14 protein-coding genes are annotated in these 17,568 nt (G+C 40.1%); all 14 read left to right on the top strand.

Annotated features, from left to right (window positions below):
• Positions 1-236 precede the first annotated feature (236 nt).
• Complete coding sequence (locus BMX34_RS01455; protein WP_092570049.1) at positions 237-1,835, top strand: ABC transporter ATP-binding protein; 1,599 nt, start codon at positions 237-239, stop codon at positions 1,833-1,835.
• Positions 1,822-2,895, top strand: a complete 1,074-nt coding sequence (locus tag BMX34_RS01450) for an ABC transporter permease (protein ID WP_092570047.1) — start codon at positions 1,822-1,824, stop codon at positions 2,893-2,895. Before BMX34_RS01455 ends, BMX34_RS01450 begins: the two co-directional genes overlap by 14 nt.
• On the top strand, positions 2,892-3,848 hold the full coding sequence (locus BMX34_RS01445) for an ABC transporter permease (RefSeq protein WP_092570045.1): 957 nt from the start codon (positions 2,892-2,894) through the stop codon (positions 3,846-3,848). Before BMX34_RS01450 ends, BMX34_RS01445 begins: the two co-directional genes overlap by 4 nt.
• A gap of 151 nt (positions 3,849-3,999) precedes the next feature.
• Complete coding sequence (locus BMX34_RS01440) at positions 4,000-5,031, top strand: helix-turn-helix domain-containing protein (RefSeq protein ID WP_092570043.1); 1,032 nt, start codon at positions 4,000-4,002, stop codon at positions 5,029-5,031.
• A gap of 2 nt (positions 5,032-5,033) precedes the next feature.
• Entirely contained in the window at positions 5,034-5,612 is a 579-nt protein-coding gene (pgsA, locus tag BMX34_RS01435) for a CDP-diacylglycerol--glycerol-3-phosphate 3-phosphatidyltransferase (protein WP_092570041.1), read from the top strand.
• 86 nt (positions 5,613-5,698) lie between these two features.
• Positions 5,699-6,949 carry a competence/damage-inducible protein A gene (locus BMX34_RS01430; protein ID WP_092570039.1) on the top strand — a complete coding sequence of 417 codons (1,251 nt, stop codon included), beginning with the start codon at positions 5,699-5,701 and terminating at the stop codon, positions 6,947-6,949.
• A gap of 70 nt (positions 6,950-7,019) precedes the next feature.
• Positions 7,020-8,057, top strand: coding sequence for a recombinase RecA (gene recA / locus BMX34_RS01425; RefSeq protein WP_092570037.1), 1,038 nt, complete (start codon positions 7,020-7,022; stop codon positions 8,055-8,057).
• A gap of 179 nt (positions 8,058-8,236) precedes the next feature.
• Positions 8,237-9,796, top strand: a complete 1,560-nt coding sequence (rny, locus tag BMX34_RS01420; RefSeq protein ID WP_092570035.1) for a ribonuclease Y — start codon at positions 8,237-8,239, stop codon at positions 9,794-9,796.
• 205 nt (positions 9,797-10,001) lie between these two features.
• Entirely contained in the window at positions 10,002-12,593 is a 2,592-nt protein-coding gene (mutS, locus tag BMX34_RS01415; RefSeq protein WP_092570033.1) for a DNA mismatch repair protein MutS, read from the top strand.
• A complete protein-coding gene (mutL, locus tag BMX34_RS01410; protein ID WP_092570031.1) occupies positions 12,580-14,442 on the top strand; it encodes a DNA mismatch repair endonuclease MutL in 1,863 nt (620 codons plus the stop codon). Before mutS ends, mutL begins: the two co-directional genes overlap by 14 nt.
• Positions 14,443-14,459: 17 nt before the next feature.
• Entirely contained in the window at positions 14,460-14,897 is a 438-nt protein-coding gene (msrB, locus tag BMX34_RS01405) for a peptide-methionine (R)-S-oxide reductase MsrB (RefSeq protein WP_092570029.1), read from the top strand.
• A gap of 4 nt (positions 14,898-14,901) precedes the next feature.
• Positions 14,902-15,492 carry a Holliday junction branch migration protein RuvA gene (gene ruvA, locus BMX34_RS01400; protein ID WP_092570027.1) on the top strand — a complete coding sequence of 197 codons (591 nt, stop codon included), beginning with the start codon at positions 14,902-14,904 and terminating at the stop codon, positions 15,490-15,492.
• Between the two features lie 26 nt (positions 15,493-15,518).
• A complete protein-coding gene (gene ruvB, locus BMX34_RS01395; protein ID WP_092570293.1) occupies positions 15,519-16,514 on the top strand; it encodes a Holliday junction branch migration DNA helicase RuvB in 996 nt (331 codons plus the stop codon).
• 1 nt (position 16,515) lies between these two features.
• On the top strand, positions 16,516-17,550 hold the full coding sequence (gene queA, locus BMX34_RS01390; RefSeq protein WP_092570025.1) for a tRNA preQ1(34) S-adenosylmethionine ribosyltransferase-isomerase QueA: 1,035 nt from the start codon (positions 16,516-16,518) through the stop codon (positions 17,548-17,550).
• Positions 17,551-17,568: the final 18 nt, after the last annotated feature.

Raw genomic sequence — 17,568 nt, 5'->3', positions numbered from 1 at the left:
TTGATAATTCTATATGCATTATCAAGCCATTCATCTTAGGGGGAGATTTGCAATTATTCCTCTAACTTGATTGATCTAAAATTAATTTCGTAAAAATTATTAATATTATTTTAATGCAATGTATTTGGCCTAACTTTGCTTAATGATGGAAATTGCTAGTGCTTGCTTTCAGCTTTTATGATATTATTTTAAGTGTACTAATTTCATTATTATCTCATTTAGAAGGAGAGGCGGCTATGGAAACTCAAGCAGTCCCTGTGATTGAAATGCGCCAAATTAGTAAGAAGTTTGGAAATTTCTATGCCAATAAAGATATCAATTTAAAGTTGTATCGTGGCGAAATACATGCATTACTTGGAGAAAATGGTGCAGGTAAATCTACCTTGATGAATATTTTGTCAGGATTATTAGAACCCACAAGTGGGGAAATTTATATGAATGGCCAAGCTGAAGTGATTGATTCACCCACCAAAGCTTACCAGTTAGGTATTGGGATGGTTCATCAACATTTTATGTTAATTGATGCTTTCACTGTTTTAGAAAATATTATTCTTGGTCAAGAACCTCAGCAGGGGATTTTTTTAGATAAAGCAGTAGCACGCAAGAAAGTCGAAGAATTATCAAAGCAATATGGATTGAATGTTGACTTAGATGCGCTGGTGGAGAATATATCAGTAGGTATGCAGCAGCGGGTTGAGATTCTGAAAGTCTTATATCGGGGAGCTGATATGCTGATTTTTGATGAACCGACTGCCTCGCTGACTCCTCAAGAAATTGATGATTTAATGGTAACTTTAAAGGCATTAGCCCGTGAAGGAAAGTCTATTATCATTATTACTCATAAGTTAGATGAAATTAAGAAGGTAGCTGATTACTGTACGGTCATCCGCCGAGGTCAATCAATTGATACGGTAAAGGTCGCAGATACTGATGCCAATACCTTAGCCAACATGATGGTCGGCCGGGTCGTTTCCTTTAAAACAGAGAAAAAAGCCTCTGAGCCTAAAGAAGTTGCACTCGCGGTTAAGGATTTGGTCGTTGAGGATCAAAAGGGGATACCGCGAGTAAATCATCTGTCCTTCCAAGTCCGTCGTGGTGAAGTCGTTGGGATTGCCGGAATTGACGGCAACGGACAGACTGAATTGATTCTAGCGCTTAATGGCTTAATGCCGGTCAAGTCAGGTCAAATTAATTTAGGACATGTAGACATTACTCATGCATCACCTCGTGCTATTAATGAAATGGGTGTCGGCCATATTCCAGAAGACCGTCATCGGTATGGTTTGATTCTAGATATGAGTGTGGAAGAAAACTTCATTATTAAAGATTATTTCAAAGAAGATTATTCTCAATCTGGTTTCCTTAAATTTTCAGCCATTGAAAAACATGCGCAAAAATTAATCGAACATTTTGATGTTCGCACCAGCTCACAAAAGAGCCCGATTCGGTCTTTGTCGGGTGGTAACCAACAAAAGGCGATTATTGCTCGTGAATTAGATAGTAATCCGAATTTGCTGATTGCGGCTAATCCAACTCGGGGATTAGACGTGGGGGCGATTGAATTTATTCACAAGAGACTGATTGACCAACGGAATCAGGACAAAGCCGTCCTCTTAATGAGTTTTGAGTTGGATGAAATTCTAAATGTTTCTGATCGAATTCTGGTAATGTATGAAGGACAAATTGTTGCCGATATTCCAGCCTCTGAGACGAATGAACAAGAAATTGGTCTAATGATGTCAGGAACCTCATACGAAGAAGTCAAAGAAATGCGACAAACAGACCAGTTTCAAAGTCATCCAGAAAAGGAAGGTGTCCAGAATGTATCAAAATAAATGGTCAGGTATGCTGGTTTCAATTTTATCAGTCGTCATTGGCTTAATTTTTGGAGCCATTGTGATGATTTGCTTTAATTATGATCCCATTGTTGGTTATAAAGCCCTTTGGGAAGGTGCGGTAGGGAATCCATTTAATATTGGTCAAACGATTCGGGCAGCGACGCCTTTAATTCTGACTGGTTTGGGTTTTTCTATTGCTTATACCGCTGGCTTCTTTAATATTGGTTTGTCTGGGCAAGCTTTATTTGGCTGGTTGGTCTCTGTTTGGGTGGCTTTATTGATGCCCGAGCAGAGCAAATGGCTAGTTTTGCCTATGGCGATTATTGCTGGTATGTTAGCCGGAGCCCTTTTTGCGGCAATTCCGGGAATTTTGAAAGCTTTCTTTAATACCAGTGAAGTTATTGTGACGATTATGTTGAACTATGTGTCGGTTTATGTCACTGATTTTATCATTCGTAATGTGATTACCGATCAAGCAGATGCTACCCCGATGATTGGTGACAATGCTTCCTTAGTGATTCCGAAACTCTCGGAGTTGACTAATTTCTCAAAAATACATGGTGGTATTTTTATAGCATTGATAATGGTAGTGATTGTCTACGTCTTTATTCAACGCACAAGCCTTGGTTTTGAATTAAAAGCAGTCGGGCTCAACAAACATGGAGCCAATTATGCGGGGATGAATGCGAAAAAGAATATTATTTTAGCGATGGTTCTTTCAGGAGCGCTTGCTGGTTTGGGTGGGGTGATGAACGGCCTAGGCGAATTTCGCAATATCTTCTTAACCAACGGGGTTGCCCCAGCGATCGGTTTTGACGGCATGGCAGTTGCCTTGCTCGGTGCCTTGAATCCATTTGGTATTATATTAGCGAGTCTATTATTTGGTGGTTTACAGACCGGAGCCACCTTTATGTCTTTCTCAGCCAAGGTTCCCCAAGAAATTGTAGGGATTGTGACCGCTTCTATTATTTTCTTCGTCGGTGCCAATTATGTGATCCGCTATTTTGTAGAACGTCATCAGTCTAAGAAAGCTAAACAAGGAGGTAAGACAGAATGAATTTAGAAATATTAGCCTTACTTGTTTCTTCAACCTTAATTTATTCAGCCCCTTTAATTTTTACCTCATTGGGTGGCGTCTTTTCTGAACGGGGTGGGATTGTCAACGTAGGTTTGGAAGGAATTATGGTAATAGGGGCCTTCTCAGCGGTTATGTTTAATTTGCATTTTGCTGATTCTTTAGGTGCTTGGACTCCATGGTTTGCTTTACTGGCTGCCGGGCTGGTGGGGGTCGCTTTCTCATTAATTCATGCCTTGGCCACGGTTAATTTAAGAGCAGACCATATTATTTCTGGGACCGTCTTGAACCTCGTGGCACCTGCCTTGGGTATTTTCTTGACCCGTGTGTTCTTTTCCGGCAAAGGTCAGACCGAAATTATTAGTAAGTCATTTGGTTATTTCAACTTTCCTGTCTTAGCTAAAATCCCTATCCTTGGGCCAATCTTCTTTACCAAGACCTCTTTACCCGCTTATGTTGGGATTCTGTTCGCAGTGATTTCTTGGTTTATTATTTATAAAACCCGTTTTGGATTGCGTTTAAGATCTGTAGGGGAACATCCGCAAGCTGCCGATACTTTAGGAATTAATGTTTATCGCATGAAGTATTATGGGGTCATGATATCAGGCTTCCTGGGTGGAATAGGAGGAGCCGTCTTAGCCCAATCGATTTCGATGAACTTCTCACATGTGACTGTAGCCGGTCAAGGATTTATTGCCATGGCAGCGATGATATTTGGCCAATGGAATCCTATTGGAGCGATGTTAGCTGCTATATTCTTCGGCTTTGCCCAAAGTTTATCAGTCATCGGTTCGCAAATTCCATTCATCGCCAAGATTCCATCTGTATTACTGCAAATTGCTCCATATATCATTACTATTTTTGTCCTAGTTGGTTTTGTGGGTCAATCACGTGGACCAGCTGCCGGTGGACGAACTTATGTCAAATCAAAATAAATCATATATATAAAGCTGACTTTGTGACTTCTTATGAATTTAAGGGGTTAGCAAAGTCGTTTTTTTATGGATAAGAGTTTCGGGACATACTCGCAGACTGCTTAATTTATGCTATAATAAAATAAATACATTTGTAAAAGGGAGTAAATAAATGAGCGAGTTAGGAAGCAAACTACGTGATGCCCGCATCGAACGAGGCTATACTTTAAATACTTTACAACAAAAAACAAAAATTCAAAAAAAATATTTACAGGCGATCGAGGATGGACAGTTTGATATTTTACCGGGTCAATATTACGTCCGAGCTTTTGTGAAACAATATGCGGATATTGTTGGCCTAAACGGCAACCAACTTCTAGAGGATCATGAAGCAGAGATTATTAATCCGGTAGAAGAAGAGGAGGACTTCGTTGAAGAAAGTTCGATCCCGTCTCGTTTGGAGCGTCATCAACAAGGTGAGAAAAGCCAATGGGAACATGTTTTATCTTATTTACCGATGATTTTGTTAATTACAATTATTTTGTTAATTATCGCTACATTAATTTTTGCCATTCAAAGTATTAGTCAAAAAGATAAAGTAGAGACTGGTCAAAAAGAACAAGAGTCTGCGATCGTATCCGTCGTTGAACCTGATACCGTCGAAGTTGAAGAAACTAATGAAACAAATACCGAGTCTACCCAAGAAAGTTTGGCTGAAAACCAAATTAAAGTTGGAAAACAAGTGATTACTCTTCTGTCTGAACCGACCGAGGAAACCTTGTATCAATTAGAAAATCCAATTGAAGAATATGAATTCGAAGTGAAGGCTGATGCCTTTGTCTGGGTCGGTATTTATCAAGATGATGTGATCCAAGTGGATACGCCAGTAGCTGAAGGAGAATCAGTGACCTTCAAGCCACAACCAGGTGCCAAAACTATTCGATTGCGTTTAGGTTATCCTGAAGGTGGTAAATTCTATGTTAATGGTAAGGAAATTGAAGCAAAAAGTGATTATATCAAAGAGACCATCGTCTTCCAGTTGGCAGATGATGTGAAAGAAACGCCAGCTGAATCTATTCCGCTCGATCTTCCAGGTGATGAGAGCAGTCAAGCGACTGAGGCTGAGGCATCCGAAAGTTCTGCGGCTGAAAATACAGGATATCAAGGCCCTGCGGTATATGATCCTAACTATAGCGGTGAGTAATGATGAATATTGCGAATCAATTAACCTTACTGCGGCTGTTTCTGATACCAGTTTTTGTCGGCGTGCTTTATCTGATTGATCCAGCGGTTTCAATAAGTTTTATGGCACAGCAGATTCCTTTAGCTCATTTCTTAGCGGCGATTATTTTTGCCTTAGCTTCGGTAACGGATTATTTGGACGGCTATTTGGCACGTAAATATCATTTGGTAACTTCATTTGGGGCTTTTTTCGATCCGATGGCCGATAAGCTGTTGGTAATGGCCGCCTTTGTCGCTTTGGTTTCTATGCAGAAAGTTCCAGCCTGGATTTGTATTATTATTCTAGGTCGTGAACTTTTAGTGACAGGACTTCGAGTCTTGTTAGCCCAACATGATGGTAAAGTCATGGCTGCGGCGATGCCCGGAAAAATTAAAACCTTTACCCAAATGTTTGCTATTATATTTTTCTTAATGGATGATTTTGGTTTAAATCAGTTACCTTTCTCAATTGCCAAGCTATTATTATATGTTTGCCTGTTTTTTACTATTTATTCGGGAATCGAATATTTTTACCAGGGACGTTTTGTATTTTATAATAAATAATCATCAAGCATTTCAAGGTGTCTTTTTGAAATGCTTTTTTTATCGGATTTTCTTTATTTTTATTGTATCTATATTTGGAGGTTGTTATGAAAGCTGAAATAATTACGGTGGGGACAGAATTATTAATGGGCACTGTTCTGGATTCTAATTCGAGTTATATTGCCCGGAAGTTGGAATCATTGGGCATCGGAACTTATTTTAAACAAACTGTCGGAGATAATCCGCAGCGGATTCAAGCCAGTCTGAAGACAGCTTTAGATCGTTCGCAATTGATTATTATTGCGGGTGGACTCGGTCCAACCCGAGATGACATCACCAAAGAGGCGGTGGCTGCGGCGCTGGGGATTGATTTAATGATTGATCGAGCTCACTTAAAGGAAATTGAGACCTACTTTCAAGAGCGGAGTCGTTCGATGACTGCCTTGGATCAAAAGCAAGCACATATCTTAGCTAATTCGAAAACATTTAATAATGATAATGGATTGGCTTTGGGCTGTGCCTATAAGTTTCCTTATTTGGACCGATACAGCTATATTATTATTCTACCCGGTCCACCGCGTGAGCTTGAGTTAATGGTTGATCGCTACCTGTTGACGTATTTAAAAGACGAATTTAATCAGCAGCCAGTCATTCAATCAAAATATATTGAAATTAAACCGATGGGTGAAGCTTATCTTGCAGATAAACTAGATGAACTGATTCAAAATCAAACGAATCCTACCATCGCAATCTATGCCAAGCCAAACAAGCTTCAACTTCGCTTAACTGCAACAGCAGATTCTCAGCAGACTGCTGAGAAATTATTAGCTGATTTATCCGATCAAATTGAAAATTGCTTAGGGGTGGATCAACTCTTAAAAGAAGATGAAACTCTAGAAGAAATGATTATTCATAAAATGACCCAAGAAGGGATCACTCTAGGCTTAGCAGAAAGTTTAACGGGTGGTTTGGTCAGTAGCTCATTAACTACTGTTCCTGGTGCTGGAGAAGTGCTGGTCGGTGGTTTTGTAACTTATCAAACTTCAAGTAAATACAAATATTTAGGGATTGATTTAGATTTTATTAACCGCTATTCAGTGGTTTCGGCTGAAGTGGCGCAAGCCATGGCTGTAAATTGTCAAAAAAAGTCCCAGTCTGACTACGGCTTGAGTTTAACCGGTGTGGCAGGTCCTGATTCACTCGATGGTCACCCTGTAGGTCAAGTATTTATTGGTTTAGCTCAACCTGATCAGCAAGTCTTGATTAAGGAATTGAACCTAGGGAGCCAAAGTCGTGATAAAATAAGACTACTTGCTAAAGAAGAAGCCTTAAAGTTGTTGGCCAGTGTGCTTAAATAAGAACAAATGTTCTTGTATTTTGTCGATGTTTTGTTATAATATGATAGAAATGAAAGTGGGAGGTACACTGATGGTAGATAAAGATCGTAAAAAAGCTTTAGACATGGCTTTAAAAAATATTGAAAAGAATTTTGGTAAAGGTGCCATTATGAAGTTAGGGGATAAGACAGATACTAAGATTTCAACCGTTTCATCGGGTTCCTTAGCTCTTGATGTTGCTTTGGGTGTGGGTGGATATCCTCGAGGAAGAATCATTGAATGTTATGGTCCAGAATCTTCAGGGAAGACCACCGTGGCGCTTCACGCGATTGCTGAAGTCCAAAAACAGGGAGGCACAGCAGCTTTTATTGATGCTGAGCACGCACTTGATCCTGAATATGCTAAGCGATTAGGTGTGAACATCGATGAATTGCTTTTATCTCAACCTGATACGGGGGAACAAGGATTGGAAATAGCGGATGCCTTAGTTTCTTCGGGAGCGATTGATATTGTGGTCATTGACTCCGTGGCAGCTTTAGTTCCACGTGCTGAAATTGATGGCGAGATGGGCGACTCTCATATGGGCTTACAAGCGCGTCTAATGTCACAAGCCCTGCGTAAATTATCTGGTTCGATTAATAAAACTAAGACCATTTGTTTCTTTATTAATCAGGTTCGGGAGAAAATTGGAGTCATGTTCGGTAATCCGGAAACGACTCCTGGAGGAAGAGCCCTTAAGTTTTATGCTTCAGTCCGATTAGAAGTTCGACGAGCAGAAACCTTAAAAGAAGGTGGCAATTCCTATGGTAACCGTGTGCGGATTAAAATTGTCAAAAATAAAGTCGCCCCACCTTTTAAAGAAGCCATGGTTGACCTGATTTATGGTGAAGGAATTTCTCAAGTAGGCGAACTCGTCGATATGGCAGCTGAAATTGATGTGATTAATAAGGCAGGCTCTTGGTATTCATATGGTGAAGAACGGATTGGTCAGGGACGTGAGAATGCTAAAGCTTTCTTACTCAACAATCCAGAGATTTATCGCGAAATAGAGCACAAGGTTCGCCAACATTTTAATATGGCTGATGAAACAGTGAAAGAAGAAGAATCCACTGAATTGGTCCTTGATTAAAGATTTGAACGCTTGATGAAATCGATTTATCTGTGCTTAATTCAACAATTGAGCAAATATTATTTTCTTTCATTGACTAATTCTCGATAAAAACGTATGATAAAATTATGTAGCAATACATTATTTATTTTAATTAACTAAAATGAATAGAAATCATAATAGATTCGGAGGTGACTCTTATGGACTTACAGTCAATCGCCTTCGTAATCGTTGCTTTAATAATCGGATGTGTTGTTGGATATTTCATTCGTAAAATTTCAGATGAGAAACAAGTCAATGGTGCTAAAGCCAACGCTGAAGCAATCGTATCTGATGCGATTAAACAGGCCCAGATTTTAAAAAGGGAAGCATTGTTTGAAGCGAAGGAAGAAAACTTAAAGTACCGTAATGAAGTAGAGAATGAGTTAAAAGATCGACGCAATGAAGTAGTAAAAAATGAAAGTCGGTTAAATCAAAAAGAAGATAATCTAGATCAACGCAGTAACTTGCTCGATCAAAGAGAATTAAATCTCGAGAATAAAGAACAAGATTATCGTCAACGTCAAGAACAAATGGTAGAACATGAATCTGAGATAGAAAAATTGCTTGAAGAGCAAAAAACGGAATTAGAACGTGTTGCAGCCATGTCTCGCGATCAAGCTAAATCTCAAATTTTAGCTGAGACCGAGCAAGAATTATCTCAAGAGATTGCTATCATGGTTCGCCAAGCTGAAGATCAAGCCAGAGACGAGTCTAACCGAAAAGCTAAACAATTATTACTCCAAGCGATGCAACGTACATCGACGGATGTGGTCACGGATAATTCAGTTAGTGTCGTGTCATTACCGAATGATGATATGAAAGGTAGAATTATTGGTCGGGAAGGACGCAATATTCGTACCTTTGAATCAATGACCGGGATTGACTTAATTATCGATGATACTCCTGAGACCGTCGTTTTAAGTGGATTTGATCCAATACGTCGTCAAATTGCCAAGACGGCCTTGGAGAAATTAATTCAAGATGGCAGGATTCATCCGGCTAGAATTGAAGAAATGGTCGAACGTTCTCGCAAAGAACTTGATGAACGCATTCGGGAGTATGGGGAAGAAGCTACCTTTGAACTGGGTATTCACTCACTCCATCCTGATTTGATTAAAGTCATTGGTCGCTTAGCTTATCGAACAAGTTATGGTCAAAATGTCTTAAAACACAGTATTGAAGTTGCTAAATTATCCGGCTTTATTGCAGGGGAATTTGGTGAAGATGTTCAATTAGCTAAACGTGCCGGCTTACTACATGACTTAGGTAAAGCCTTAGATCATGAGATTGAAGGGACTCACGTTGAAATTGGGGCAGAGATTGCCAAACGCTATCATGAACCAGAGATTGTAATTAATTCGATTGCTTCTCACCATGGTGACGTACAACCTAGCTCGACCATTGCTGTCATTGTAGCAACTGCTGATGCTTTATCAGCTGCTCGCCCTGGAGCACGTAGCGAATCATTAGAAAATTATATTCGTCGTCTAGAACAACTCGAAGAAATTTCTAATAGTTTTGATGGGGTATCGCACTCTTATGCGATCCAAGCTGGGCGCGAAGTGAGAGTGATTGTTCAACCTGATCAAATTAACGATGCCCAGGCTTCTAAATTGGCCCGCAATGTTCGAAAACGTATCGAGACCGAAATGACATATCCTGGAAATATTAAAGTAACGGTTATTCGCGAAACGAGAGCCGTTGAAGTCGCAAAATAATTTTATAAAAAACCAACTTCGGTTGGTTTTTTTGTTTTCTATGAATCTAAAGAAAATAGAATTCGATTTGGCTTTTTTATGATAACACTTAATCACTGCCTTTCATGGCACTGAGTTAAGTCTAAGTGAATAACCTGTGTTATAATAAGATGCGACAGATTTACTTATAACATTTGACGAAACATATCTATGATAGGGTGATAAGATGACAGATAAAGCAAAGAAAACCACTCCAATGATGGAACAGTATAATCGTTTAAAAGAAGAATATGCTGATGCCATATTATTTTTTAGATTGGGTGATTTTTATGAAATGTTCAATGAGGATGCCCTAGAAGCGGCTAAAGTTTTAGAAATTACTTTAACTTCGCGAAATAAGCAAGCCGACCAGCCAATTCCTATGTGTGGTGTACCACACCATTCGGCCGACCAATACATTCGACGCTTGATTGAAGCCGGATATAAAGTCGCCATTTGTGAACAACTTGAAGATCCTAAGTTAACTAAAGGTATGGTCAAGCGAGATGTAGTTAAAGTCATTACACCGGGAACGATTATGGAACCCGATTCTCTAAAGCAGAAAGAACATAATTTCTTAGCTGCCTTGATTGAATATGAAACCATATTTTATTTCGTCTACAGTGATGTCACTATCGGGGATATCTTTCTGACACATACCCAAAGTTGGGAACAAATAAGTAGCGAAATTCAATCAATTGGGCCGGCAGAGTTGATTATTGATATCAGGCAGAAGGAAAGCCTTTTGACCCCATTGCAGTCGATTTATCAGCAAACGATCTCACCATACCCGATTAATTCAACCTTAGAACCACTTTGGCAACTAGATCAGCCGAGCGATGGGGAAGTCAAGGTATTATCTTTATTATTCTCTTATTTAAACTATACCCAAAAACAAAGTTTGAAATACCTTAAAGCAGTAGAACGCTATCGTTTAAATCAATTTTTATTAATGAATTATTTTGCAAAGAAACAATTGGAACTGACTCAATCATTACGGACTCAACGGAAGAAGGGGTCTTTATTATGGTTCCTTGATCAAACTAAGACCGCTATGGGGGGACGCTTGTTACATTCTTGGATTGATAAGCCTCTCTATGATAAGGCCGCTTTAATTGACCGTCATCAAAAAGTGTCCTATCTTCTGCAAGCTTTCTTTGAACGGATGGAATTAATTCCAAAATTGAGAGATATCTATGATCTAGAACGATTAATTTCAAAAATATCTCTGGCTTCGGCGAATGCTCGCGATTTAGATCAATTAAGATTTTCTTTGAGAAGAATCCCTGCCATTAATCAATTGCTAGCTCAAGTCAATGCGAATGTTGCTGATAATCCATCTGCATTTGCACCTTTGGCAGAATTTGAAGAGCTGTTAGCTGAACTAGACCAAGCCTTAGTAGATGATCCACCAATATCCATTACGGAAGGAAATATTATTAAAGATGGCTACCATGAGTTATTAGATGAATATCGTCAGGCCCTTAACCATGGACAAGATTGGTTAATTGACTTGCAACTGCGCGAACGTGAAATTACGGGCATTAAGAATTTAAAAGTTGGCTATAATAAAGTTTTTGGATACTACTTGGAGCTTTCTCGTTTACAAGCCCAATCCTTAAAGGACGAACGTTATCAACGCAAACAAACGCTAGCAAATTCAGAACGCTTTATCACCGATGAACTTAAGGCAATGGAAAGCAAAATATTAGATGCTCAAGAAAAATCTAAACAATTGGAATATGAACTCTTTGCTCAATTAAGAGCTCAAATTAATCAATATGTGCCTCAGTTGCAGATTCTAGCTCGACAAATCGCTGAATTAGATGTTTACTGTAATTTTGCCAGTTTAGCTGAACAAGAAAATTATGTCCGTGCTGAAATAAGCGACCATCCTTATCAGTATGAGCTAATTGATTCTCGCCATCCAGTGGTCGAACGTTTAGTGGGGCAGGCAGAATTTGTTGCCAATGATTTATGGGTGGATGAACAAAAACCGATGCTCTTACTAACAGGACCCAATATGTCTGGTAAATCCACTTACATGCGCCAAGTTGCTTATGCTGTCATTATGAATCAGATTGGTTCCTTTGTTCCAGCCAAAGTGGCTAAATTACCGCTTGTCGACCGCATATTCACTCGGATTGGCTCAGCTGACGATATTTCTCAAGGACAAAGTACTTTTATGGTTGAAATGTTAGAAACAAATATTGCCCTCAAGCAGGCTACCCAGCACAGCCTATTATTGTTTGATGAATTAGGTCGCGGTACGGCAACATATGATGGAATGGCCCTGGCTCAAGGGATTCTGGCGTATATTGCACGAAAGGTTAAAGCGGTGACCATCTTCTCTACGCATTATCATGAACTCACCGACTTAAATCAAGAAATTCCTTACCTTAAAAATATTCATGTAGGTGCCAGTGAGGTCAATGGTCAGGTCACTTTCTTGCACAAGATTCTACCTGGGCCAGCAGATCGATCTTATGGGATTCATGTGGCCAAATTAGCTGGGCTGCCAGATGATCTGATTGATTATTCACAAGCAAAATTAGCCGACTTGGAAGCCAACTCTCGTAGTATCTTCCTGGGTGAGCAGGTTGAACAAACCCATCTCTTCGATTCAGCACCTTATCAAGCAGAACGAGAAAGTATGAAACAGATTCAAGAATCGATTAAGACTTTAAATATCAATGAAATGACGCCGATCGAAGCCTTAAATACTTTGGTTAAAATTAAAGATGAACTCAGAGAGGAGGGCTTGCTTGACCAAGATTAGAATCATGCCAGAAAGTCTGGCCAATCAAATTGCTGCGGGTGAAGTAGTCGAAAGACCGGCCTCAGTTGTCAAAGAATTAGTTGAGAATTCGATTGATGCCGGGGCTAGTCATATCATTATTGAAATTGAAGAAGTTGGAATTAGCTTGATTAAAGTGAGTGATGATGGCCAGGGGATGGACGCTAGTGATTTGGAACTCGCCTTTGTACCTCATGCGACCAGTAAGATATTTAATCCCCATGATTTGTTTGCCATTCATTCTTTAGGTTTCCGTGGTGAAGCTTTAGCGAGTATCGGCTCAGTTGCCAAGGTCTATCTGGAAAGCAAAGCCAGTGATCAGTTGACCGGATCCTTTATTCAAATCGAAGGATCAAAAATTTTGGACCAAGGTCAGGCTAAATCACGGCAAGGAACTTCAATGACGGTTCGTTCATTGTTTTACAATACTCCAGCTCGCTTAAAACACTTAAAAAGTTTAAATACAGAATTACGTCATATTTTGAATTTCATTCAGGAGATTGCTTTAGCCTATCCAGAGATAAAATTCACGCTAATTAGTGATCAGCATCAAATATTTCAATCGATTGGTAATGGAGACCTACAACAGGCAATTGCTTCAGTCTATAAGCCAGCAATTGCTCGCGATTTAATTAAAATCCATGCCAAGGATAAGGATTTTACCATCCATGGCTATCTGTCATCGCCCAAATTAACGCGGACCAACATGTCTTACATACATTGGATTGTCAATGGACGGCCGGTTCGTTCGCGTATGTTGTCAGAAGTTCTAGTTCGCGCTTATGGTCGACAATTAATGATTGGTCGCTATCCGATTGCCGTCATTCATATCCAACTTGATCCACGCTTAGTTGACGTGAATGTTCATCCCACCAAGCAAACGATTCGCCTAAGTTTAGAAGATGAACTGGCGAGTCTATTAACCCAAGAGGTTCAAAGAGCGATCCAAGCTCAAAATCCAGTTCCCGAAATTAATCAGCAGGATTTGCCAGCTCAATCAGCGACGATGACCTATCAAGACAACCCTTTAATCCAAGAAGCCTTAGATTTTAACTATCAAGCTCGAAATAATGCAGAAAAGTCAATAGTATCAAAAGTATCAAGGAATCATGATCGCATCAATCCCCCTGAATTAAGTGCCCATGATCATCGACCGATAGAAAGACCTGTCAGCGACGATACAACCGCCACTATATCAGAGCAACCTCAAGCAGAGACTGTCAATTTCTATGATTTGCATTATGTCGGCCAAATTCATGGAACATATCTCTTAGCCACATCGGCTGGCGGTTTCTATTTAATTGATCAACATGCGGCGCAAGAAAAGATTCGTTATGAACAATTTATGAAAGCAGATTATCCGATAGAACAACAGTATCTCTTAATGCCGATTCATCTGCAGGTAAGTTTGGCTCAAGAAGAATTTATCTTAGAGTCTTTAGCAAAATTAGAAAGTTTAGGAATAAATCTACAGGCTTTTGGCCCTCAAAGTTTTCAATTAGAATCTTATCCTTTGTGGCTTGATGCTGAAGATTTAACTACTCAGGTCTTAGATTTATGCGAATTTATTGAGAAACATCCGCAAGCAGGCATCAAAGATGTGATTGAGTCAGCCTTGATTATGAAATCTTGTCGAGGAGCAATTAAGGCGAATCACTACTTATCGGATCAAGAAGCTGTACAATTAATACAAGACTTATCGGAATTAGATGACCCTTATCATTGTCCACACGGCCGGCCGGTACTGATTTACATTTCATTACAACAACTAGAAAAATGGTTCAAACGAATCCAAGATAGTCACACGAGTCGACTCGATGCTCAATTTTAGAAGGAGTGTAATCATAAATGAAAGCAGATAAATATCAAGAACAGATTAAAAATCTATCCCCCCAAGCTTATCATGTCACTCAAGAAGCCGGAACTGAGCCGGCATTCTCAGGCAAATATAATGATTTCTATCAGAAAGGGATTTATGTCGATATTGTTTCCGGGACTCCGCTATTTTCTAGTCGGGATAAATACAATGCGGGCTGTGGCTGGCCTTCCTTTAGTCAACCTATCATTCAAAGAGAAATTAGCCAACACCGCGATGACAGTTTCGGTATGCATCGAACCGAAGTAAGAAGCAAAGAATCGGGCTCTCATCTAGGACACGTCTTCACGGATGGACCACAAGATCGTGGTGGACTACGTTATTGTATCAATTCCGCCGCCCTAAAATTTATTCCCTTGGCAGAGATGGCGGATGCGGGTTATCAAGATTACATAAAATATGTGGAGTGAGAACATGTACGAATTTATTCAAGGACAATTAATTCAGATTCAACCGACCTATATTGTCATCCTTACAACGAATCTAGCTTATCGGATTTATTGTCCGAATCCTTTTGTCTGGCAAGACGATTTAAACCAGCAAGTCCGTTGTTATACTGAATTGATTGTTCGTGAAGATGCCCAGTTGCTCTATGGATTCTATAGTCAGGAAGAAAGAGATTTATTTAATACATTGAATCGGGTTTCCGGCATCGGTCCTAAAAGCGCTCTATCCATCTTAGCGGTTGGCGATCATGAAGGTCTAATGCAAGCGATTGACCAAGGAGATTCGACATATTTAACCAAGTTTCCTGGAGTCGGTAAAAAGACGGCCCAGCAAATGATTTTAGATTTAAGCGGCAAGCTAAGCGATTTCAAAGTTAATTCAGTTAAACCAGCACCATCGACTAGCACGGCAGTCGTCGATGAAGCCATTCAAGCCCTAGTTGGTCTAGGCTATTCGCAAAGGGAAATTAAACGGATTGAGAAGGATTTAAATCAACAACATTTTGCGACAACGCAAGCTGCTTTAAGCTATGCTTTTAGTCAATTAGTTCATGGATAGGAGGGGAGAGTGCAGTGGATCGGTTAATGTCTAATGAAGCCTTCGAAGAAGAGAATCTACCTGAACTTCTATCCATTCGTCCTCATCGGCTTAAGGAATATATTGGCCAAGATAAGATTAAAGATGAACTTCAGGTTTATATTCAAGCCGCGCGAATGCGTCAAGAAGCTTTAGACCATTGTCTGATTTATGGACCGCCAGGATTAGGTAAGACGACTCTGGCCATGGTGATTGCCAACGAATTAGAGGTTCAAATCAAAACGACCAGTGGACCGGCTATCGAAAGACCTGGGGACTTGATTGCCATCTTGAATGAATTAAATGCTGGCGATATTTTATTTATCGATGAAATTCATCGCCTACCCAAAATTGTTGAAGAAGTTCTTTATTCAGCCATGGAAGATTATTATGTGGATATAGTGGTCGGTCAAGGGCCGACCAGTCAACCTATTCATTTCGAATTGCCTCCTTTTACTTTAATTGGTGCAACGACTCGAGCGGGTCTATTAAGTCATCCTTTACGTGACCGTTTTGGGATTATGCTCCATATGGAATATTATCAATTGCTTGATTTACAAGAAATTGTTGGCAGAAGTGCCCGTATATTCCAAATTGAGATTGATCAAGAAGCAGCGCATGAAATTGCCTTAAGAAGTCGGGGAACTCCGCGAATTGCCAATCGTATCCTGCGCCGAGTCCGAGATTTTGCTTTGGTCAAGAATCAGGGGCAGATTAATCTTAATATTGCCCAAGCAGCTTTAGAAGTCTTAGAAATTGACCGAGCTGGGCTTGATGCCTTAGACCGCCGAATTTTGAAGTCAATGATCGACTTGTACCAAGGCGGACCTGTAGGTATTGCGACTATTGCGGTAAATATTAGTGAAGATATTGAAACCGTTGAAGATATGTATGAACCTTATTTAATTCAACAAGGCTTGATTAAACGAACACAAAGAGGGCGAATGGTCACCGATAAAGCCTATCAACACCTGGGGATTATTCCGCCGATGAAAGAAGGATAAAATGTATACAACCAAAGATTTTGATTATGATTTACCTGAAAGTCTGATTGCTCAGACCCCCTTAAAGAATCGCGCAGCATCTCGACTCCTAGTCTTGAACCGGAAGAACCATCAACTGACCGATGGTCATTTCCCTGATATTAAAAACTATTTAAAAGCTGGGGATGCCCTGGTGGTGAATCAAACGCGAGTGATCCCTGCCCGGATTTTCGGAACGAAACCCGATACCGGCGGACATTTAGAAGTGTTGTTACTTCATAATATTGAAGGCAATCGCTGGGAAACCTTAGTTAAACCAGCGCGTCGGGCCAAAGTCGGTACCGAAATTGTTTTCGGATATCAAGAGACTTTACGAGCTGAAATTGTTGAAGAACTCGACCACGGTGGTCGGATTATTGAATTTGATTATCAAGGCGTCTTTTTGGAAATTCTAGAAGAACTGGGTCAGATGCCTTTACCGCCGTATATTAAAGAGAAGTTGAACGATCCTGAACGTTACCAGACGGTCTATGCTAAGGAAAATGGGTCGGCAGCTGCGCCAACGGCCGGGCTACATTTTACTGACCAATTGTTAGCTGAGATAAAAGCCATGGGAGTAGAGATTATTCCCTTAGTCCTTCATGTCGGATTGGGGACTTTTAGACCGGTATCGGTCGATAACATCGCCGACCATAAGATGCATTCAGAATTCTATCAACTTTCTCATGAATCAGCGGAACGGATAAATCAAGTTCGGCAAGCGGGTGGAGATATTTATGCGGTAGGTACCACCACAGTGCGCACTTTAGAAACTATCGCTAGCGACCATCAAGGGGAGATTGTTCCTTCATCAGGCTGGACCGATATATTTATCACACCTGGTTATGAATTCAAGGCCGTCGATCATCTCATCACTAATTTTCATCTGCCACAGTCGACGTTAATGATGTTAGTGTCTGCTTTTTATGATCGTGAACATATATTATCTGCTTACCAACACGCTGTGGCCGAAGAGTATCGTTTCTTTAGTTTTGGCGATGCTATGTTAATTTATTAGGAATTTATTAAAGAGCAA

Origin of the sequence: Ignavigranum ruoffiae (genome assembly GCF_900110675.1) — a bacterium.
Taxonomy (GTDB): Bacteria; Bacillota; Bacilli; order Lactobacillales; family Aerococcaceae; genus Ignavigranum; species Ignavigranum ruoffiae.
The sequence above is the reverse complement of the archived record's forward strand: the minus strand, read 5'-3'. Positions and strand labels throughout refer to the sequence as shown.